Origin of the sequence: Legionella quateirensis, assembly GCF_001467955.1 — a bacterium.
Classification (GTDB): domain Bacteria; phylum Pseudomonadota; class Gammaproteobacteria; order Legionellales; family Legionellaceae; genus Legionella; species Legionella quateirensis.
In genome coordinates, this window is record NZ_LNYR01000021.1 from 73,930 (window position 1) to 97,149 (window position 23,220).

Here is a 23,220-nt window from a genome sequence, read left to right on the forward strand (position 1 = left end):
CATGGCCAGATATAAAATACTTCTGGATACAAAAAATTTGAAATAAATATACCTGACACACCCAAATTATGTTCGTAATTTGAACAAATGCATACAAAAGCCTATTATTAATAATGGTATATTAGTGAAGGCTGATTTAAACCATGTCCAATAAAATGAATCTACCTAATCAGCAACAATTACTTTATCAGTTGATCACAAGTGAAGAGCGTTATCAAAATTTCATGAATGCTACAACAGATGCCATTTTTATACATAATTTAAATGGAGTTATTCTGGATGTGAACAATGAAGCATGCATCACTTTAGGTTATTCTCGTAAAGAACTCATTAATTCTTATGCATGGGAAATTGAGATTGCCATTAATAAAGAAACAATCAAACAAAATATAATAAAATTATCTTATGGACCTTTAAATTTGGAAGGCCTGCACAGAAGAAAAGATGGAACAACCTTTCCTGTAGATGTTCGATTGAGTATGTTTAGTACTATGGGTGAACAATTTATCTTGGCTATCGTTAGAGATATATCAGAGCAGAAACGTGCGGAATCGACTATAAGAAAATTAACTCGTGCTTTGGACCAAAGTCCAGTATTAATTATAATAACTGATAAAGCGGGCACAATTGACTACGTTAATGAACGAGTAAGTGAGAAAACAGGTTATAATTATCGCGAAATTATCGGCCAAAACTTCCTAACCTTACAATCAGAAAAAACCCCTATAAAACATTATAAATCTGTTTTAGAACATTTAGCCAAAGGGAAAGAATGGCGTGGAACCATGTTAATCAAAACTAAAAAGGGTGAATATCAGCAGCTCTCAGTAATTTTTTCACCATTACGTGATGAAACAAATAAAGAGATCATTCAATATTTAATTATAATGGAAGAAGTTTCCAGGTAAAACGATTGAAGCAAATGCAAGTCTGATTAATTCCCTCATAATTTTTAACGCCAAACATGTATTTATTTAAGCCATAGAACAGATTAATCAATTATTGAAAATAATGATCATTTTATGTAGACATTAGTCAAAAGCTTTGTTAAAGATATACCTGATTTATGTCATTTTACCAAGTCAGAAGCATAAATCACGTAATCAACCGTCTAATAATGAAAGTACAGGAGGACTTCATTTTTTCTTAAGTATTTTATGCATATAATCTAATTATTGATCAAAATGAATATTTAAACGGAGTAGCCTGATGGCATTAAGCGATAAAATAAAACGTGAGAGTTATAACTCTCTGGTGCGTGTATACGAGGATCGGTTAAATGAAACAGACAAACAGCTACTGAGTCTCATTAATGATTTTGCCGCTGATGATGATATAGCCTTACATCTTCAAGATAAGGCTATTACTGATTATTTAATTGATCAAATTAAACAGGCTAAATCAGAGAAAAATGATGATATTTCTGGAGCATCAAACCTGATTTACGGAGCAGTTATTAATATCATGGAGACCCATTCGCAAACGAATAGAAAAAGACACAGTAATCAAGGACGTTTCGATCAATCAGGACTGCATCTTCGCTCCGCCAGAGATCAAATGCAAGATCATGACATGACTTTATTGATGCCCAAATCGACTGGCAATATTTCAGTTATGGCGGTACTTAATCGCTATGATCAAAGCTCAGCTTTAGCCATTCAAGATGTTCTGGCAAGTGAGATTTTCAATGAAAATATTCAGCACATTATTATTCCTATTGGTCCAGGACACTGGCGTGGAGCGTACTTAACCAAACCATCAGAAGATGAAGTACTGTACGAGCTTGAATTATTCGACCCTTATGGCGGTTCAGGCGCATCAGCAATCAAAGACTATACACTGAAATTGTTGGAGCAATGTGGCATACACAGAGAATTAATCAGCATAAAATATTCTGGTCCCAAACACCCACAAGGAGATGCCTATTCCTGTGGCGATTTTACCTGCGCGCACAGTCACAAAAAAATGCAAGAGCTGGGCGCACCTAAAGGTTCCTATAATAAAAATTTAATTGAAACTCTTGATAATTTAGGAAATCAAGATGATGTACTCAGATTGGCCACTCGTGATGAAATCCAGCTGATACTGGAAGGTCCAAGAGTTAGTCAATCGCATATAGAGCCTATAGTTTCTAATGATGTGACAACCAACACACAGGAACAGACTAAATCACCTATACTACCGATACCTACACCACCTGTGAAACAGGATTCTTCACCTCTAGCTCATACCGATACCCCGGCAAATGGCAAGATAACACCTGAAGTAGAAATTAAAAGGGAACTTGAAACAGGTGTTCCAGATCCAGAAGATAAAAAAACCCAGAGCGCAAATCTGCCTTCTGGGGTTCGAATTGGCATTGAAGCAGGCAGTATCGCAGGATCGACTGGAATCGGGGCACTGATTGGCGGACTCATTGGCTTTTTTGCGTTTCCAGTAGTTGGCGCTCTGGTCGGCTCGTTGGTGGGTGCCGGAATTGGCGCATTATTATCATCTGCAGCAGTAGGGTTAGGTCGCCTTTTTTGGAGTGATGATACGGTCAACCATCAAGAACCTTCATTAAAATCAGATAGTAACGAGGCATCCCAATCCAGATCCCACTCAATTACAGATCGATCAAAGCAAGATCCGGAACCGATGTTCAGTCCTCCTCTGTTCAGAACAGCTTCTCCACAAACGTCCGGTGAAAAGGACGCTACTGTAGAAAATAGACAAGAGGGCCCAAAATAAAGGGTACTCAACAGGCTCAACTGATGCGTTTCAATTGAGCCTGTATACCTCCCTGTAAGCCTACAATCTTCAGCCGATGACCAAACTCTTGTCCACTACTTCACGCAAGTCACGAGATAAATCATGCTTTGCCAACTGCTCAAGTTGATTTTTCATTAATGCTTGTCTTGATTGATCATAACGTTGCCAACGGGTGAACGGCGTTGCCAGGCGAGCAGCGATTTGAGGATTTAATTTATCGACGGTCAATAACATCTCGCTCAAAAATTGATAACCACTTCCATCAACCGCATGGAAATTACGAGGATTGGCCATACAGAATGCCCCTATAACTGAGCGTACTTTATTGGGATTTTTAATACTGAATGCCGGATGGTTCAATAATTGTTTGACATGACTTAGCGCTTCAGGTAATTCTGAGGCAGCCTGTAAAGCAAACCATTTGTCCAGTACGAGTTCATCCTGAGACCATTGCTGATAAAAATCATCAATAGCCTTGACCCGGCTATCCTCATCAGCAGAATTCACCAATAAAGCAAAACCAGCAATTTGATCCGTCATTGTTTTGGCTAAAGCAAATTGTTGTTTACAGGATTCCAGATTGGCTTGTTCATTCGCTTTCATCAACAGCCACAAGCATACATTGCGTAATTTTCTTCGTCCATAAGCCTGACCATACATTTGATGATCTTCTGCTTGCCATAACTGCTTATAAACCTGAAGCAAAGAATCATATAAACGAATGCCCAGCTGTTTGCGAAAATGATCGCGCACGGCTTCTACCAGACTGACATCAACCCGTTTCAAAGAGGACGCAACTTCTTCAAAGCCAGGAGGAGTTAATAATTCAGCTCGCAAATCAGCATCCAGTGATTCATCAAGTAATACATGCTCAAATGCGGATATCAAAGCCTCAGGAATATGCCATTGAGTTGATGGCTGATTTAAACAGTCATTAATACAATTTAATACCAAGCGTTGTGCGGCATCCCACTTGGCATAGCCATCTGTCTCATATCGTAACAGAAATAATAAATCGTCCTGAGTCAATTCATCCTTTAAACGGATGGGAGCTGAAAACTCACGTAATAATGAAACAACCGGTTTTTCACTTAAGCCAGCGAACACAAAACTCTGCTCACTTTCTTTCAGTTCTAAAATATCATTATCGACAGGCAACATGTGACCTTTTGAATCAAATAATGCAATCCTAATGGGAATATGAAATGGTTTTTTATCATGACAGTCTGGTGTCGGTTGACAACTTTGCTGCATAGTCAATGTTAAACGTCCATTAGTGTAATCGGATTGAACCAGGACTTCAGGAGTACCGGCTTGACTGTACCAGCGTTTAAATTGAGTCAGATTGACGCCATTCGCATCTTCCATAGCTGAAACAAAATCATCTATAGTAACCGCCTGACCATCATGTCGTTTAAAATAAAGATCCATGCCGCGCCGATACCCTTCCTTTCCTAACAGAGTGTGCTGCATGCGAATGACTTCCGCTCCTTTATTGTAAATGGTTGCTGTATAAAAATTATTGATTTCCTGATACGACTCCGGTCTTACAGGATGTGCCATACTTCCTGCATCCTCAGGAAATTGTTGGCTGCGTAATGCTTTTACATCCATAATTCGGTTGACATCCCTTGAATTCATATCACGGGAAAATTCCTGATCACGAAATACCGTTAATCCTTCCTTTAAACTTAATTGAAACCAGTCTCTACACGTCACCCGGTTCCCTGTCCAATTATGGAAATATTCATGGGCAACAACTCCCTCAACATCGGCAAAATCTTGATCTGTTGCTGTATCTGGCCGAGCAAGAATGTATTTTGAATTAAAGATATTTAATCCTTTATTTTCCATGGCACCCATATTGAAATCGCTTACCGCGACTATCATAAAAATATCCAGATCATATTCTCGGCCATAGACTTCTTCATCCCATTTCATCGATTTCTTCAATGATTCCATGGCATGAGCGCATTTATCTTCATTCCCTGGTTCAACATAAATACGCAAATCCACATTTCGACCAGAACAAGTGATAAATTCATCACGAATACATGCTAAATCACCGGCCACCAAAGCAAACAGATAAGAAGGCTTCTTGAACGGATCCTGCCAGACAACCCAATGACGACCATCAGGTGTTGAGCCAGAATCCACTAAATTTCCATTGGATAATAAAACTGGATACTGCTTTTTATCGGCAGATATCGTGGTAGTGTAGGTTGCTAATACATCTGGCCGGTCTGGAAAATAGGTAATGCGTCTAAACCCTTCCGCTTCACATTGAGTACAAAATAAATGATTTGAACGATAAAGCCCTGATAATTTGGTATTATTTTGAGGTTGAATTCTTGTCACTATCTCAAGAGTTATTTCATCTGGACACTGGTCAATACTCAATACGTCATCATCCAAGGTGTAGTCAGATGGTTCAAGCAACCTGCCGTTCATCTGTATCTGAACAAGTTCTAATTCATCACCATACAACACCAGGGCGCCTTTATGCTGGCGATTTAATGTCACTCTACTTTTAACTAAAGCATGGTCATCATATAAATCAAAATTTAAATCTACAGTACCAACTGTAAAAGAAGGGGCTTGGTAATTTTTCAAGTAAATGGTAGTGTCTGGCATGGTCATTGCATTCCTATAAAAAAAACATATAGTTTATTGATTTATGTATCAAATTAATTTGTTTAGTCTACTATACTAAGAAATAAAAGAAGTTATTTGTTGGTTTTACCAGCGATAAGAAAAAAATGCAAAATATAATAATAAAGAATCACGTTATATCCTGAACAAGGATAAGTAAAAGGGGATGGCACATGAATACACACGATTTTTTAGCCGGCTATACCAAACGCTTTGTTGATAACAAAGAAGAGGATATGAGTCTGGACGAGTACCTGGAGTTATGCAAAACGGATCCTTCAGCATATGCCAACCCGGCAGAACGTTTACTTATGGCCATTGGTGAACCCGAATTGATTGATACTCGGCACGACCCAATATTATCGCGAATATTCTCCAATAAAATAATTCATCAATATGCTGTATTCAAAGAATTTTATGGAATGGAAGAACCCATAGAACAGATCGTTGGTTTCTTAAAACACGCGGCTCAAGGGCTTGAAGAAACAAAACAGGTTCTATATCTGCTCGGTCCTGTCGGTGGCGGTAAATCCTCTATTGCTGAAAAATTAAAAGATTTAATGGAAAAAACTCCTTTCTATGCCATCAAAGGCTCTCCCGTATTTGAATCACCACTTTCCTTGTTTAACCCACAGGAAGATGGTGAATTACTTAACGAGCGTTTTGGTATCCCTACCCGATACTTACGCTATCTGATGTCTCCCTGGGCGGTTAAACGATTGCAGGAATTTAATGGAGACATTAGTAAATTCAGAGTAATTAAAATTAAACCTTCCCGTCTGAAACAGATTGCTGTTGCCAAAACAGAGCCGGGTGATGAAAACAATCAGGATATATCTTCGTTGGTGGGTAAAGTAGACATCCGTAAACTCGAAGAATTCTCTCAGGATGACCCGGATGCATACAGTTATTCTGGTGGACTTTGCCGGGCTAACCGCGGTTTATTAGAATTCGTTGAAATGTTCAAAGCCCCTATCAAAGTTCTGCATCCCTTATTAACCGCGACTCAGGAAGGCAATTACAATGCAACAGAAGGATTATCCGCCATACCGTTTGAAGGGATAATTCTGGCTCACTCAAACGAATCCGAATGGCAAACCTTCAGAAATAATAAAAATAATGAAGCCTTTATCGATAGAATCAATATAGTCAAGGTTCCCTATTGTCTGCGTGTCTCAGAAGAAATAAAAATTTATCAAAAACTTATAGACAACAGCTCGCTGGCCAAAGCACATTGCGCACCTGGTACTTTAGACATGCTGGCACAATTTTCCGTATTAACCCGATTGAAAGAACCACAAAATTCAAGCATTTACTCTAAAATGCGTGTATATAACGGTGAAAGTTTAAAAGACACCGATCCAAAGGCAAAATCCTATCAGGAATATCGTGACTTTGCCGGTGTCGATGAAGGAATGAGCGGAATTTCCACTCGTTTTGCCTTTAAAATACTGTCCAAAGTATTCAATTTTGATCACAGTGAAATTGCTGCGAACCCGGTTCATTTGATGTACGTACTGGAACGGCAAATTGAACAAGAGCAATTTCCGCAAGAAGTTCACGAAATCTACCTGAGCTTCATTAAAGAATATTTAGCGGCCAAGTACGTTGAATTTATTGGTAAAGAAATACAAACAGCTTATCTCGAATCTTATTCTGAATACGGACAGAACATTTTCGATCGCTACATCACTTATGCGGACTTCTGGATACAAGATCAAGATTACAGAGATCCGGATACAGGCGAGATATTTGATAGAGGATTATTAAACCTTGAACTGGAAAAAATTGAAAAACCGGCTGGTATTTCCAATCCTAAAGATTTCCGTAACGAAGTAGTCAATTTCGTATTGAGAGCAAGAGCCAATAATAGAGGCAAGAATCCGGTATGGAACAGTTATGAGAAATTAAAATCGGTCATTGAGAAAAAAATGTTTACCAATACCGAGGATTTGTTACCGGTTATTTCATTCAATGCAAAAGCATCTGAAGACGATAAGAAAAAACATGAGGAGTTTATTTCTCGCATGGTAGAAAAAGGCTACACACGAAAACAAGTTCGGTTACTTTGTGAGTGGTACTTACGGGTACGTAAATCGCAATAAGGGTCTAAACCATAACTTAAATGTTATGAAAACAGTCAAGGTTGGGCTTCCTGAGTAACAATTTACCCAGGCGACAAGAGAACACAATCTCCCTCAACCTTGACCAAAATAAACCTTACCCTGTGCAAGGTGTGGAGCAACTATTATGTCGCAACTGATTGATAGACGACAAAATGCCGGCAAAAAAAGTACGGTTAACCGCCAACGCTTTTTACGCCGCTACAAAAATCAAATTAAACGAGCCGTGTCCGACGCCGTTGGTAAGCGAAGTATTACTGAAATCGACCAGGGTGAACAAATTACCATTCCGGCCAAGGATATATCTGAACCCATGTTCCATCGTGGCCAAGGGGGGCATATAGAACGAGTTTTGCCGGGTAATGATAATTTTATTACCGGAGACCGTATAAAAAGACCTAATGGCGGTGGATCAGGAGGAGATGGAGGTAATGCCAGCGATAGCGGTGAAGGAGAGGACAATTTCGTTTTTGAACTCTCTCGTGAAGAATTTTTAGAGCTCTATTTTGAAGATTTGGAATTGCCTGATTTGGTAAAAAAAGAACTGGCGCGCATCAGCACGTATAAAACCGTCAGAGCTGGAGTGACTACCAGTGGTATTCCTAATAATATCAACGTGCTACGCTCAATGAAACAGGCTACTGGACGACGAGTTGCCCTGGCTTCACCCTATAAAAGACAACTGAGAGAAACAGAAGAAGAACTGGCTCGCCTTAAAGAACTCTCCAATCCTGATGCAGTTGAGCTATCAAGACTGGAAAGAGACATCGAATTTTACAAGAAAAAGATACAAACAGTGCCTTTTATAGACACCATTGATCTCCGCTATAATCATCGCGTCCGTATCGCCGCCCCGTCTACCCAGGCCGTCATGTTTTGTGTGATGGACGTATCAGGATCAATGGATGAAGCAAAAAAGGACATAGCAAAACGGTTCTTTATTTTGCTGTATATGTTTCTCACCAAAAATTATGAAAAAATTGAATTGGTTTTTATTCGTCACCATACTTCAGCAAAAGAAGTCAATGAAGAAGAGTTTTTTTACTCTCGTGAAACAGGGGGTACGGTAGTTTCCAGCGCCCTGGAGTTATTAAATACCATAATAGAGGCACGTTACCCTCCTCAGGCATGGAACATCTATGTGGCGCAAGCTTCTGATGGCGACAACTGGAATGCGGATTCACCCTATTGCCAGGAGTTACTGCAGGAAAAAATTATGCCCTTACTGCAGTATTTTGCTTATATTGAAATTATGCCTCGGCATCATCAAAGTCTCTGGGAAGTATACCAACAAGTGAAAGAGCGATACCCAAACTTTGCGATGGAAAATATTGATAACGTAGCCGATATTTATCCAGTATTTCGCGAATTATTTAAGAGGAAAACTGCATGAAAAAAAAGCCTTTATCAACTGGTGCAGAATGGACTTTTGAGTTAATACAGGCTTACGACCGAGAAATTGCTCGAATCGCCAAAAGCTTTAACCTGGATACTTATCCTAACCAGATTGAGATTATTACTGCAGAACAAATGATGGATGCTTACGCTTCAGTAGGTATGCCTATAGGCTATCATCACTGGTCCTTTGGTAAACATTTTGTAGGCGTTGAAAAAAGTTACAAACGTGGACAAATGGGGCTTGCCTATGAACTGGTGATTAACTCCAATCCTTGTATCTCCTATCTCATGGAAGAAAATACCATGGCGATGCAGGCTCTGGTAATTGCCCATGCGTGTTATGGACACAATTCGTTCTTTAAAAATAATTACTTATTTAAAATGTGGACATCCGCTGATGCCATTATTGATTATTTGGTCTTCGCTAAAAAATACATCAGTGATTGTGAAGAGCGTCATGGAATTGATGAGGTTGAGGCGGTTATTGACGCCTGTCATGCCTTAATGAACTATGGTGTAGATCGGTACAAACATCCTACCGCATTGTCCATTCAGGAAGAGAAAATTCGTCAACAAAACCGGGAAATTTACATGCAGTCCCAGGTTAATGAGTTATGGCGAACCATCCCTCACAGTAAACAAATCGATGAAAATGGACAGAAGAAACGATTTCCAGAGGAACCGCAGGAAAATATTTTATATTTTATCGAAAAAAATGCGCCCTTATTAGAACCTTGGCAAAGAGAAATTGTACGGATAGTGAGAAAACTCGCCCAATATTTTTACCCTCAAGGACAAACCAAAGTCATGAATGAAGGTTGGGCCTGTTTTTGGCATTATACCATTTTACATGCCTTATATGACGAAGGTTTGGTTACTGATGAGTTTATGCTGGAAATTCTACAAAGCCATACCAACGTGATTATGCAACCAGCGTATAACAGTCCCTATTACAATGGTATTAACCCCTATACCTTGGGTTACCATATGATGCAGGATATCAAACGAATTTGTGAAAATCCGACAGAAGAAGATAAAAAATGGTTTCCTTATCTGGCCAACACTGATTGGCTTACCAGTTTGGATACCGCAATGAGAAATTATAAAGATGAAAGTTTTATCGCTCAGTATCTGTCTCCAAAACTGATACGAGACTTAAAGTTATTCCATATAGTAGATGATGACCGTAGCCCCGAACTTTATGTGCATGCAATTCACAATGAACCCGGTTATCAACAAATACGAGAGGCTTTATCCAAACAATATAATTTAGGTTATTTAGAGCCGGATATCCAGGTTTACTCAGTAGATCTGCAGGGAGATCGTTCATTAACCTTAAGGTATACCCAGCAAAATCGAGTACCTTTGGGAGAGACAACTGCGGATGTGCTAAAACATCTCCATAGCTTATGGAAATTTCCCGTTATACTACAGGCAGTAGATGCGGAAAACAAAGTGACTGCAGAGTATACCTGCCCACCTGCAACATCTAAAGTACCCAATTAACAACTACCATCAGGATGTTGTTTCTCCCGCTCATATTATTGACGGGAGAAACAGGCTTGAGTGCACTTAAATTCAGAGTGAACTCTTTTTTAAATCCTACTCCCCCATGTCTATCCAAGGATTTAATTCATACCGGGATACTCAGAAGCATAGCCGCTTGAGGAAGTATCTGTATCGGAATCAGATGAGCTTGCAAAAAATGTCTGCACTAATGGCTTCTGCACTTCTCGACGCGGTGTAACATTGCCGTTTGCTTTAAAACTCAATCCTGAAAATTGCTCCTGTTTCAACAGATCGTTTAATTCTTTAATGCATTCTGACACATCAAGAGCACTCTTTTTGATTGAAGCGGTATCTTTTGGCACGGCAACAATGCTGCCAAAATTAAGATCAGTTGCAATCATTTGACCTATTTTTTTCCTTTTTCGATCATCCTTGGTGACCGGAACAAAAATCATATCCTGTAGTGATTGAGGCTCATCGTCTATCAAACTCTTAAGGGGTATCGGCGAAGCCAAGGATTGAATTGCCGCCGGAAGAATTTTGAGATACCACATCTTCATAGTAGTGTCTGTCAAAAGCTGTGCTTCTTCATAAATAATTGGATTAATAAATCGTAATAAAATTAAAGCCAACAATTTACGAAACAGCGGATCTTCAGTGCTGGAGTGCTTTTCTTCTCTTCGCATCAAATCAGAATAGCTTAAAGTTAAAACCTTCTGGATTAAGATTGGAAACTCTTTCGGAGACAAAATGGTCCTGACTACACTAAAAAAATTGTTCTGAATTGTCTTGATATCCACTTGTTCCGCGTCAAAACTCTCCGGTGTCAAGACCATAGACTCTCGTTGTTTTACTTTAATTTTGGAAAACGAATCTGCAAGAGTTAACACAGTGCTCCAAACCTTTTTCTTAAATTCTTTACTGTCTTCATGCGCTAATAATTGATGAATCAGCATGGATAAAAGTTTATTACCTCGACACCAGCTTTCATCCGTCTCTTCATTTAACAATTCGCTAAATACAGCAAGAAATTCTGTCTCTGAAAGATGAGTCATTAACAGAGCTGCAATCTGTTTATTGGATTTATCACAAGCCTCATTAAGCACTCGCACACCCCAGGTGAATTTCTTGTTATCCTTTGGCTTAACCAGCGACAATACAAATTGAGTCGCCTTTTCCAAATCGCAGGAAAATAATTCATTAAAATAACCTTCCAATGAGGGTACATTTTGCGACGTGCTGATCAAAGACAGTCGGGGAATCACTGCATGGCTCGCTCTGCGCTCTACTGTCTTATGTTCCTTTGTGCTGGATTGACTTCGATTTCTGGAAGACTTCTCAACTATAGATGGTTTTGAAGATGAAGAAGAACTGCTGGCAATGCTGTTTTGAGCAGGACTATAAAAGCTCATTGTTCGAGATGAAGAATAGATTCCTCTGTTAGTTGAGCCTAAATCCTCTGATTGTTTAGAACCTTTTACAACGGAACTCTCAGACGCTTTTCTTGCTCTTCTGGGAGCATCGCGTTCTTTATCCAATCGACGATTTTGTTGCTGTTTTTGTTCCAATTCGTCAGCCAACACAATGTGTTTCGGTTTTACGCTGGATTGATGCTCAATATCTGGAGCACCAATAGCAGAGAAAATCAGTTTTACCTTTTCCTGAATGTCATTACCCGTCACCAGATCCAGAAATACAGGTGCTTTAGCCATACTGTTAGTTCGAGGAGCTATCGGACTCATGCCCAGCAATACATGAAATGCGAGTGATAATTCCAGTCGTAATGTAGGTAAATTTAAATCTTTCCAGGTTCCATGGAATTTTAAACTGGCCTCGATACGATCTAATAAAGGTGAAATAAAACAAAAGTAGAATGCAGATTTCAAATACAGGTCCTGACTTGAATTTAATTCGTTAATCTTGTGTTCTCTGTCGGCAATATTAATCTTGGCCACTGTTAATATATGGTTGTATTGAACGGCAACATTCAGTGCCGATTCAAAAAACTCTTTAAACAGAGGTATAACGGTATTATCCTTGAGTTCTGTCTCTAAAGTATCAATACTGGTTATGTTGGTTTCTGTGGTGAGCCTCACAACAAATCGATCACAGATGGCATTACACCTTTTATCGTTATTTACTAACAATGATAAGATCTGAACCAGCATGCTGTTATTACGGCAGTATAATTGCGTTTGTTCATTAGCAAAAAATGCGTCCATTACCTGACGATTGTCCTGATTATTCTCAATAAAAAAGCAGGATAATGCGCTTGCCAATCCTTTATTTTGAATACCGCTGATGATTTTTATAAATTTATATAATCCATTAATATAAACTCCATTATATTTAAAATTTTGTAGTGAATTACTTTTTAATAGTAGGGGTGGTAACTTGGAGCAGCTGGCTATTGTTGATTCCGCAGTTCCAGAATCAACGGATAACTGTTCTTCCAAAAGAACGCGAGAAGCAACGATATCCTTTCTGGTGACACCAAAAATGAGTTTAATTTGTGCTTTAGTCTTCGCTTTCACCGATTCAAACAATTGAATCACATCAATCGTTCCATCCGTTAACTTGGGTATACCTTTTAAGTCTTTATTACGGAATATTTTGCCAAACTCTTTGGTCTGATAAAAAACATCCGGATCGTTAGAAAAAACACTGCCTAGAGTGAGCAATAAATTGGCTGCATTTCTTTTATAAGCCTCTTTAAATTGCCCCGCACTCGACGACTTCTTCTTTTTCTCCACAAGATCTTTCTCAGAGAGAATCACCAGCTCAAGAAGGCTTTTCGTTTCCGTTGACAACTGAATGGAATTTTTAAATTCCTCTAAGGTGGAAACTCCATCATGTAATCCAAATTTTTTCGCTAAACGTTGCGCCTCTTCGATCACAACTAATATGATTTGATACTTCTGCCTGGGGGTTAATTTCATAAAATACTACTCTTAAAATAAAAAATTTGAATGATACAACGAAAATTAGATAGGAGGCTGCTTGCCAAATAAATAGAATCCTGCATTAACCTTTTAATTCAATTGATACCTGTTTTTAAATCAACATATACAACCTCTCTGCTCTATAAAAATTCCGAGAGGTTGTACAATAAATAATTAGGAGGCTAATTCTATTGCCAGCGCAATGGCCAGTTTGGCAAAGTTAGTCATATGATTTAAGTTTAAAAAATCCATTGTATCGGAAGAACTGTGTATGTAGGGATTGCGTTCTTCAAAATCAGACTCTGATGGAAATGCAGTAGAGATTCCCTCTTCATTCCAGGTCGCATGATCACTGCACTCATAACCGCAACGAGAATAATCTACCGGCACGTGAATGTAGGTAGTGATTAATTGTGCAATATATTTAGATAAATTGTGATCGGTATAGTCTGTATATACCCACATGGTTGGATCATCTGCATTGGCACGATAACCGGTCATGTCGAATTGAATTACTGCTTTAACGGGAATGGCTTTTTCTTGAAAGTACTGTACAACATATTGAGAACCAGCTAAATCACGTGTTCCCGCAGCATACCAGATAATATAGATGGGGCGATTAAAACTCAGCTTGGAAGCTAATAAAACACGGGCTGCTTCCATGATCGTTGCAGAACCACTGCCATCATCCGCTCCTGGCATATGGCCATCAGGAGTGTCCATATGAGCACCGATGACAATTGCGGGGGCCTTAATATTCTTTCCAATAACAGTAACCAAAGAAGGTTGTTTGTACCATCCTGTTTTAACAAAGAAGGCTTCCGTATCGGAGCGACCATACTCCATTGCCATTGCATCAAAGGTAGTTTTTAACCAATTAGCAGTTTCAACGCCTGTGTCTTTGGTTGCCGAGCGATTGGTATAAGAAGTCAAATGATTTAATGTAAGCCAAATATTATCCGCTACGACTGTTTTCAAAGCCGCATTAACTTCTTTGGTATGTTTAATTTCAAAATGATTTTGTTTTTCTTTAGCAGATGCGCGAGACTGAGTAACTACCGATTCTTCTTGAGATGATTGAAACTCTGCAAAAATTGAATTACTGGCTAAGACTAAACCTGCAGTAACCAATAGTATAAATTTACGCATTTACTCTCCCAATTTAATTTTTTAACCAATTTTACCGCATAATAAATGAAACCATTCATAGGTTCTTTTAAGAAAAAACATGTGCCAACAAGGGCTTATATGTGTTCTCAAAGGCCATTAACAACCATTATACCGGTTATTTGGTTCGATTTTAAAATTCTATGGACAAATATACTACAATAAAATCAAAAAATATACCTGAAAAGTCAAAAATAGTTGCTTCCCACGTGTTTTTGGTTGATACAAAGAGGCCATGAATTTCAATTGGTGTTATTTTCTTGATTATTGAATAAGTTTTTAGAATGTGAGGGTTAAATTATTTAATCCGTGTGTTGGTATGTTATCCCCCGGTTTAGAGGGATAACATTGAAGCAATTTATTGAGAATCAATTACTCAGATGCCATTTCGATCACAAACGCCAGGGCTAATTTAGAGAAATTAGTCATGTGTTCAAGGCTCAATAAGGACATGGTATCTGAAGAACTATGAATATAGGGATTGTGATCTTCAAAATTGGATTCACATGGGAACGCAGCAGGAACACCTATTTCAGTCCAGGAAGCATGATCACTGCAGCCGTACCCACAGTGTGAATAATCCACAGGAACATGTACATAGGTATCGATCAGCTTCGCGATATAGTTACTTAATCCCCGATCAGTATAGTCAGTAAATACCCACATGGTAGGATCTTCTGCTTTCACACGATATCCAGTCATATCAAATTGAACGGCAGCTTTAACCGGTATGGAATGCTCCTGGAAATGTTCCACTACATGTTGAGAACCAACCAACCCTCTTTCTTCAGCAGCATACCAAATGATATAAACAGGACGTTTGAATGTTGTTTTTGATGCTAACAGGACGCGTGCTGTTTCCATAACACTTGAAGAACCACTGCCATCATCACCAGCACCCGGCATACGACCATCAAGAGTATCCATATGAGCACCAATCACAATGCCAGGAGCCTTGATGTCTTTACCTATAACGGTTACTAAAGAAGGTTGTTTATACCAACCTGTTTTCACAAAATAGGTTTCTGTGTCAGTTCGGCCGTACTCAACAGCCATCGCTTCAAAAGTAGCCTTCAACCAATTCGCTGTTTCAACACCTGTATCTTTAGTTGCAGAACGATTGTGATAGGAGGTTAAGTGAGTCAGGGTTTGCCAAATATTATCAGCAACTACTTCATTTAAAGCCGCATTAACTTCTTCCTGATGTTTAATTTCATATACATCTTTATTTAACTTACCCAGAGTAAGAGAATTTAAAGTGCTTTGTTGCAACAGGTTCTGTGCAGACTGTTTTTTGACAGCGATTTGTGCTCCAGTGACTTTATGACTGACGTTCACAAAATGACCGCATTTTACTTGATCTGCTAATAATACCAGTTTCTCTACATCGCTGGATTGCACATCAATAATTTTAAATTGTTTGTTTTCAGCTAATACATCATGAGGTACCGCAATTTTTGCAGCCAGGCATTGAGGTACTTGTAATTGCTCATGTGCTGGAATGCTTGCAGCAAAAAGTGAGTTACTTGCAAATACTAAGCCTGTTGTTACACAGGTCATCCATTGGTTTAAACGCATATCCTCTCCTAATTTATAGTTCACAGGACTTACGAAAAACCCCCAGATCGAGGTAATAGGAATTTTTAACGAAGAGGTTGAGCGTTTTTCGTAAGTCCTGTTTCAGTGACGATACTACATGATGAACAAAATGATGCAAGCAAACTTTTCAAAATCGTACAATTAACCTGGCTCGCCAGGTCATTCTGAGCCGCAAAGTCATTAACGTGAGCTCGATCATGCAAGAGCACAGGAACCGCCTTATGATTTCGATATGTTCTATTTTTAGCCTTAATGCTATTGATAATCATTTTCATTTGGTATAAAGTTCTTCTTCAAACATCTATGAGCAAAGATACTGCAATGAAACTAAAAAATAGATCTATCGATCCTAAAAAAATTCCACTTAACCTGGCGTTGATACTTCTAACCCTAGGTGCCAGCTTAATTCTTGGCTTTTTAAGTTTTGGCGGAATGTACGCCCTTATGCCTGTCTTATCTTTAGCAATTGCTGCATTCGGGTTGTCCGTAGTTTATGAGGGGGAAATATATTTACAAAATATTAAAGGCGCGTTCAACAAATTATTAAAAAACAATTACCTTGAGAACAAACTGGCTAAAGAGTACTTACTCAATCACCTCAATGAACACGCCAAAGATGAAGATTATCCTCAATTTTTCAAGGATTATAAAACGCAACTCAAACTTCTTCGTTCCTTCGGCCACAAAGAATTGAATGAAGAAAGTAAACAAAACAAAAAGCGCATTGAAAAAACCCTTGGCGATATGGAAAAATGGTTTGCGCGGCAGTTATTTTCAAGCAAAGAGAAGCATAATACAGCAGAATCCGACTATGCAGCAAAACTGCGGCTTTGGCTTGCCAAACATCATCAAAAGGATTATCAGCAACGTCTGGAAAAGCGTGGCTTTCACTATAATATTGTAAAAGCTTTTAGTGTATTGGCTGGTTTATTCATGGGCTTAGGCAGTACCTACCTCATTGTTGAAGCATTCACCATAATCCCGTTTTTTGCTGCCCTTCCCTTCGCATTATGGCCATTAATAGTACTCCCCATGGCAGTAATCGCTGGCGCGGCTTACGCCATGCTGACATTTAATGCCATTACCGACATGATTAATAATAATACAGTGGTCAAATGGTATAACAAAATCAGTCAGGATTTAAGCCAGGGTTTAACTCTGCGAAGCGTATTCATCGCGTCAACCGCGGTATTTCTTGTTGGTCTGGCACTAGCGCTTACTATATGTACTGCCGGAACCTGGTGGACTATAGCGACGAATGCACGCCCACTGTTCGAATGGATGAAAAAAATGCCCAGTTTTATCATGGGAGTCATTAATCCAGTTGTTACCGGTTTATCCGCTATATTTTTTAACATACAGAATTCCGCTGAATCTTTGGAAATGGTGGACGAGGTTTCACGAAGTAAAACAAATCCTTTTGAAGCTCTATACAATTACTTTGTCAAAGGATTCCAAAAACTTGGAGAAACCGAAAATTGGTTGCAAATCATTAACCCATTTCGGATTATTCTTAAATTAACCGTAACTCCACTACGAATTCTGTTTTTTCTCGGACATCTCCTGAGTATTGCCCTCACTGCAGATCGCATGCCAGGTGTACCTCAAATTGTATCCATGCTAGTAGCTATTATTAGCGAAGGTTTTGAAGACGCGCATTATTTTCTTCCCCACTCTCACGATCATGAAGAGGAAATTGATGGACATGAGAGTAAAAACGAGCAAAATAAAGAGCATCACCATGACCATCAAGATATTAATGAACTGCTTCAAGAGCGCATGAATGAACATGCCGGACATGATCACAATATGGATATTCCTACCTGGATTATTAAAACTGTTGCGTCACCACTCTACGCTCTGGCAGCGCTATGGGATTCCAAAGCCAGTCAACTGAATCATTCAACACAAGATGCACATTCTGATAATCCGGTTCAAAGTCAAAAAACAAGAAAACCCCAGGTTTTATCGTTCCAGGAAGCCTGGGACAAACAACGCGGCATCCCCAAAGAACACCATGTTGAGATTGATCCCACAGCCAAACGTCCTTCAAAACAATGGCAGGAGGAGCATGCGGTTGCGCGAATTGAACAATTCAAAACAAAACATCTAAACAATGTTCTCATTGGTCGCGAACAGGCAAATGCCAAAATCATTGAACTGGATAAATTAAAAGAAACTATTCGTCATCCTAAAAATGGCGAGTCTCTGGCTGCAATTCTAAATGAGGCAAAAAACCAACCGGCTTATAATCAGCATCGACTATTTGTTCAAAAAGATGAAAAAACACGTACCCAGGAGTTTATTGAAGATCTGCCACAGAGAGTCAATGCGTTATAACAATCCAGACTCAATTCGCTGGCTAGGTGAAAAGGCCCAATGATATTAATTCAAGACGTCATCCCTTGCTTTGCAAGGGATGACGAGAAAACGAAATACAGTACCCATCAAGTCAGCATATTTTTTAAACCGGCTAAATGAGATTTGGCAATATTTTTAGATTTCTCTTCACAACGCTCCCCACCTTTACCAAACCATTCAAGACTATCCGGTGGCAATTCATCCAAAAAACGACTGGGAATGCAATCCTGAAGTTCACCTGCTCGACGCCGTTGTTTGGCAAGAGTAAAACAAAGGCCCTTTTGCGCGCGTGTAATGCCAACATAAGCTAATCGTCGCTCTTCTTCTATCTGGTCATCATCAATACTGACTCTATGCGGTAACAGCTCTTCCTCCATACCGACCAGATAGACATAAGGAAATTCCAGACCTTTTGAAGCATGTAAGGTCATCAATTGAAGGGTATCGTCATCCTGCTCATCAGACTGTTCCAGAATATCGATTAATATTAATTTATTCACCACATCTGCCAGGGTCTTATCGGGATCCTTGGTCAATAATCTGTCTACCCATTCAAGCAATTCCCATACATTATCCATTCTTTTTTGTGCTTTGGCAGGAGTATCGCTTTGTTCATAAATATGAGCTTCATATCCACTGTCTTCAACCATTTGCCTTAAATGCTCAAGAGCTGAGCCGGAGGACAATCGTCCCTTAATCTGGTCTATCCATTTTTTAAAAGTCTGTAAAGCGGCTCTGGGTTTTTCTGCAACATGCTCACTTAGCGCAAGATGATCAGCACCTGCATATAAGCTCAACCCCCTTGATTGAGCATAACGTCCCAACGCATCAAGAGTGGTATCACCAATACCGCGCTTGGGCGTATTGATTACCCGTAGAAAAGCAGCATCATCCGCCTCATTACAAAGTAATTTTAAATAGGCAAATACATCTTTTACCTCTGCCTTGGCAAACCAGGATTGCCCGCCACTGATGTGATAAGGGATTCCATAATGACGTAATACTTTTTCAAAAACCCGTGATTGATGGTTTCCTCGATATAAAATGGCATAATCACCGTAATTAGTGCGTGAACGCATTTTATGACTGATTAAATCAGCAACCACATGCTCCGCTTCATCTTGCTCGTCCCTACAACTGATGACTCTGAGTAATTCGCCATGTCCCAGATCGCTCCACAATTTCTTTTCGAATAAATGCTGATTATGAGCGATTAAATGATTTGCGGTATGCAGAATGCGACTGGTCGACCGATAATTTTGTTCCAGTTTTATGATTTTGAGTTGTGGGTAATCGTGTTGTAACTGTTCCAGATTTTCAGGTTTGGCGCCACGCCATGCATAGATAGACTGGTCATCATCCCCAACCACCGTAAAATGGGCTCGAACGCCAACCAGTTTTTTAACTAATAAATACTGACTGGTATTTGAATCCTGATATTCATCAACCAATAAATGTCGGATTTTATTTTGCCAATACTCCAATACTTCGGGATGATCTGTTAATAAACTGACCGGCAATCGAATCAAATCATCAAAGTCAACGGCGTTATAGGATTTTAATGCCTGTTGGTACCGAGGATAAATCAATGATGCTTCTTCCTGAATTGGTGTATCCAGTGAACGATTTAAAACAGATTCAGGACTTAACAAATCATTTTTCCATCGTGAAATTTGCTGCTGAATTTGCATCATGTAATCACGTTCATTCGCTTTATTGGCAGAAAGAAAATGACGTAAAACCTGCAGACAATCCTCACTGTCAAAAATAGAAAATCCTTTTTTTAACTCACATAAAGCGGCATCACGTTTTATCATACTTAAACCCAAAGTATGAAAAGTCGCGACTTTCAACCCACGACGGCTTGACGAAGGCAGAACCGTAGCTACACGGGCACGCATTTCATTCGCTGCTTTATTAGTAAACGTTACTGCACATACTGATTTGGCGGCATAACCACAGGTATTTATTAAATAGCCAATTTTTTGAGTAATAACTCGTGTCTTACCGCTTCCCGCTCCAGCAAGAACCAACAAAGGCCCATCTATATAATGTACTGCAGCCATTTGTTGGCTATTCAACATACTTTGATCTCGTTCAAAAAAAGGGCATTATCGCTTACCCTATCTTTTCTAATCAACATTTAATTACTGGATCGCTCCACATCGAACTCTTCCTCATTATCCGATTCAATAAATTCGTCCACTTTTTCGATTTCATTAATCTCGGTAATTCCAAAAAGTATTTTATCAATTGTTTTAAAAAGAGGCATGAGAATGCTGTTATTTTTCATGATTACTCCTCAGGTTTATTAGGGGGTTTTTTAAGAATAGATCAAGACCACCGAATTTCCAGAAAATAATCAAAAATAGTTTCTGGTGTTCTTATATAAAAAAATCAAGCCATCCACAAACAAAACAACCAATAAGTTAATATGGCACACTGGCCAGCAAATAAAGTAAATCGAAGCATGACTGCTTTGATACTTACCGAAACGATGTGAGTGATGGATTGCCCCACTCTCAAACCTAAAAATAGCAGCGCGAAGGTATTGGTTATGGCAATATGATCTGTCATAAAGGCATACAGAATCACTCCTGATAATATGGGCAAATTTTCGCAACAATTGGCATGAGCCCGTCCAAGACGATGAGGAAAGGTATGACCGTCTTCACTGGATGACCTAAAAGCATTTGCTCTCCTTGTTCCAAGAAGCGTTAACCCAACTCGATAGGCGCCAATCGTTAATAACAGAACAAATGTCCAGGTACAAAAACCGAGCACTAACAAGTAACTTGCTTCCATTCCATCTCCTGTGTTCAATAGGTATTTTGTTCAAACAGAACTAACAACTGTTCGCCGATGTTCCTATACTGATTGATAAACCAATGACTTTTATTGAATAACCCTACGTTTTGCCGTTAATTAACTGTTCACTATTACTCTGGAAAAATCAAAACAATCATCCTAACATGTACTCAACTGACGAAAAACCCCCACATTAGTTTTTACTCCACGATTACTTACAAATGAATTTATAAGGCGTAAGAATACAGAGCCGCGACCCTAAGAGGCTGTAGAACAGATCGATTTTAATCAAATGTAACTAATCGCTTAATATTTTATCAAAAAATCAACGATTTCCCCTCTCCACCGCGCGCAGCGTGGGGGAGAGGGATCAAGGGTGAGGGGGTTTTATAAGTGTCGCGTAAGCGACTCCACTCGATTTGCCGGGGCAACGGCTCGACTCATGTTATTGGCCATCATGTGTAAGTAACATTCAATTTTTACACCATAAATTCCCTTGCGTTTAAAGCAATACAGGTTTTAACGCAATTTAATGTGACTCAATATGGGCTCAACCACGACTTTAGGGGCATAAGGTCGTCGTTTCTTCTTTGGATGTCCCATTTCAAAAGTAGTCCAATCTTGTTTAGATAATGTCTCTTTAATAAAAAAGGTGTCGCTTAAGCGATAAATTTACCCCCTCACCCTTGATCCCTCTCCCCCACGCTGCGCGCGGTGGAGAGGGGAAATCGTTGGTTTTTTATTAAATATGAAGCGATTAGTTACATTTTATTAAAATTGATCTGCTATACACCCTCGTGAGGAAGCAAAAAAATGAGCAATGCTTACCAATGGCCATATTTGAAAATAAAAACCGAGCATTCTGTTCTATCAGCGAACTGTTCTGCTGCCTAGCAGTCGCGGCTCGGTTTTCTTGCGCCTGTTTGTTTATCAAAGGGATTAGGTATGAGTAATCTGCCTATATTATGATATAATAGGCAATTTTGTGTAACGAGCTTTTCCAATGAAAGAACCAGATACATTACAACGATTTATCTTTGAACATGCCAACATCCGTGGCGAAGTTGTCCATATTGAAAAAACATTTCAAACAATAATGAATCAGCGTAATTATCCACCCATGGTTAAAAATTTATTGGGTGAAGCCATTGTTTCTTGCCTGCTGTTAGCCAGCAGTATTAAATTTGAAGGAAGTTTGAATTTACAGTTTCAGGGCGACCGTCGATTGCCTTTGTTGCTTGTGCAGTGTGATCATGAATTAAATATCAGAGCCTTTGCCAAATATACCGAAGATCTTGAAATTATCGAATACGCAACCGCATTCCTGCAAGGCCAAATGATGCTCACCATTTCCCAAAACAATCAAACTCAAGTATACCAAAGTATGGTACCCATTCAGGCCACTTCAATGAGTGAAAATCTGATGACCTATTTTGCTCAATCCGAGCAGGTCGCAACTCGGGTCTGGTTGGCAGTAAATGATGAGATGGCTGCCGGAATGTTACTGCAACTCATGCCCGGGCAAGACACCCTGCATAGAGAGCAGTTTTGGGAATATGCCGTACAACTGGGACAAACAGTCAGCGAGGAAGAATTATTGACTCTGGATAACCAAACCCTGCTCTACCGGCTTTATAATGAAACGGAACTCCGATTATTTGAAACCCGTCCTACCCGTTTTCAATGTCGATGCAATAAAGAAAAGATGAAGCAGGTAATTACTACTCTGGGCAAAGAAGATGCCGAGGCATTGTTGCAAGAACAAAGTGTAATTGAGATCAGTTGTGATTTCTGTAATCAGAAATATACCTTTGACTCCATAGACGTTGCCATACTGTTTCATTAATTGATTGAGTGGCATCAGCATTCAACTAAGTGATCTGATGACTCCAACTGTACATGACAAAAAT

Annotated in this window: 13 protein-coding genes and 1 pseudogene; 7 read left to right on the forward strand and 7 right to left on the reverse strand. The window is 39.3% G+C overall.

The genetic code is table 11. The features are described 5' to 3' along the window. The first annotated feature begins 143 nt into the window (after window positions 1-143). Window positions 144-908: a PAS domain-containing protein gene (locus tag Lqua_RS08425; RefSeq protein WP_058473840.1), complete on the forward strand. Its 765-nt coding sequence runs from the start codon at window positions 144-146 to the stop codon at window positions 906-908. A gap of 301 nt (window positions 909-1,209) precedes the next feature. Then, window positions 1,210-2,730 (forward strand): hypothetical protein, encoded by a 1,521-nt coding sequence (locus Lqua_RS08430; RefSeq protein ID WP_058473841.1) that lies wholly within the window; start codon window positions 1,210-1,212, stop codon window positions 2,728-2,730. Between the two features lie 69 nt (window positions 2,731-2,799). On the opposite strand, the gene pepN is transcribed toward Lqua_RS08430, so the two are convergent. Then, entirely contained in the window at window positions 2,800-5,385 is a 2,586-nt protein-coding gene (gene pepN / locus Lqua_RS08435) for an aminopeptidase N (protein WP_058473955.1), read from the reverse strand. A gap of 191 nt (window positions 5,386-5,576) precedes the next feature. On the opposite strand from pepN, the gene Lqua_RS08440 reads away from it, so the two are divergent. From Lqua_RS08440 to Lqua_RS08450, 3 genes are all read left to right on the forward strand, one after another. After that, a complete protein-coding gene (locus Lqua_RS08440; RefSeq protein WP_058473842.1) occupies window positions 5,577-7,508 on the forward strand; it encodes a PrkA family serine protein kinase in 1,932 nt (643 codons plus the stop codon). A gap of 145 nt (window positions 7,509-7,653) precedes the next feature. Next, window positions 7,654-8,919 (forward strand): YeaH/YhbH family protein, encoded by a 1,266-nt coding sequence (locus Lqua_RS08445; RefSeq protein ID WP_058473843.1) that lies wholly within the window; start codon window positions 7,654-7,656, stop codon window positions 8,917-8,919. Beyond that, window positions 8,916-10,430, forward strand: a complete 1,515-nt coding sequence (locus Lqua_RS08450) for a SpoVR family protein (protein WP_058473844.1) — start codon at window positions 8,916-8,918, stop codon at window positions 10,428-10,430. The genes Lqua_RS08445 and Lqua_RS08450 overlap by 4 nt, the downstream gene beginning before the upstream one ends. Window positions 10,431-10,552: 122 nt before the next feature. On the opposite strand, the gene Lqua_RS08455 is transcribed toward Lqua_RS08450, so the two are convergent. The 3 genes and pseudogenes from Lqua_RS08455 to lapA all read right to left on the reverse strand — a co-directional run bounded on the left by Lqua_RS08455 (window position 10,553) and on the right by lapA (window position 16,120). Further along, on the reverse strand, window positions 10,553-13,372 hold the full coding sequence (locus tag Lqua_RS08455; protein ID WP_058473845.1) for a hypothetical protein: 2,820 nt from the start codon (window positions 13,370-13,372) through the stop codon (window positions 10,553-10,555). A gap of 177 nt (window positions 13,373-13,549) precedes the next feature. Beyond that, a pseudogene (locus Lqua_RS08460) lies at window positions 13,550-14,389 on the reverse strand (M28 family peptidase); the annotation flags it as partial. A gap of 525 nt (window positions 14,390-14,914) precedes the next feature. Continuing rightward, the gene (gene lapA, locus Lqua_RS08465; RefSeq protein ID WP_058473847.1) at window positions 14,915-16,120 is read right to left on the reverse strand and encodes an aminopeptidase LapA; all 1,206 of its coding nucleotides are present in this window, start codon (window positions 16,118-16,120) and stop codon (window positions 14,915-14,917) included. A gap of 342 nt (window positions 16,121-16,462) precedes the next feature. On the opposite strand from lapA, the gene Lqua_RS08470 reads away from it, so the two are divergent. After that, on the forward strand, window positions 16,463-18,481 hold the full coding sequence (locus Lqua_RS08470; RefSeq protein WP_058473848.1) for a UbiA prenyltransferase family protein: 2,019 nt from the start codon (window positions 16,463-16,465) through the stop codon (window positions 18,479-18,481). Window positions 18,482-18,588: 107 nt separating this feature from the next. Here Lqua_RS08470 and Lqua_RS08475 read toward each other — a convergent pair whose 3' ends face one another. The 3 genes from Lqua_RS08475 to Lqua_RS08480 form a co-directional block, all read right to left on the reverse strand. Next, a complete protein-coding gene (locus Lqua_RS08475; protein WP_058473849.1) occupies window positions 18,589-20,586 on the reverse strand; it encodes a UvrD-helicase domain-containing protein in 1,998 nt (665 codons plus the stop codon). Between the two features lie 59 nt (window positions 20,587-20,645). After that, a complete protein-coding gene (locus Lqua_RS18440) occupies window positions 20,646-20,795 on the reverse strand; it encodes a hypothetical protein (protein ID WP_165483186.1) in 150 nt (49 codons plus the stop codon). Between the two features lie 104 nt (window positions 20,796-20,899). Further along, window positions 20,900-21,307, reverse strand: a complete 408-nt coding sequence (locus Lqua_RS08480; RefSeq protein ID WP_058473850.1) for an MAPEG family protein — start codon at window positions 21,305-21,307, stop codon at window positions 20,900-20,902. Window positions 21,308-22,313: 1,006 nt separating this feature from the next. On the opposite strand from Lqua_RS08480, the gene hslO reads away from it, so the two are divergent. Continuing rightward, window positions 22,314-23,156, forward strand: a complete 843-nt coding sequence (gene hslO / locus Lqua_RS08485; protein WP_058473851.1) for an Hsp33 family molecular chaperone HslO — start codon at window positions 22,314-22,316, stop codon at window positions 23,154-23,156. Window positions 23,157-23,220: the final 64 nt, after the last annotated feature.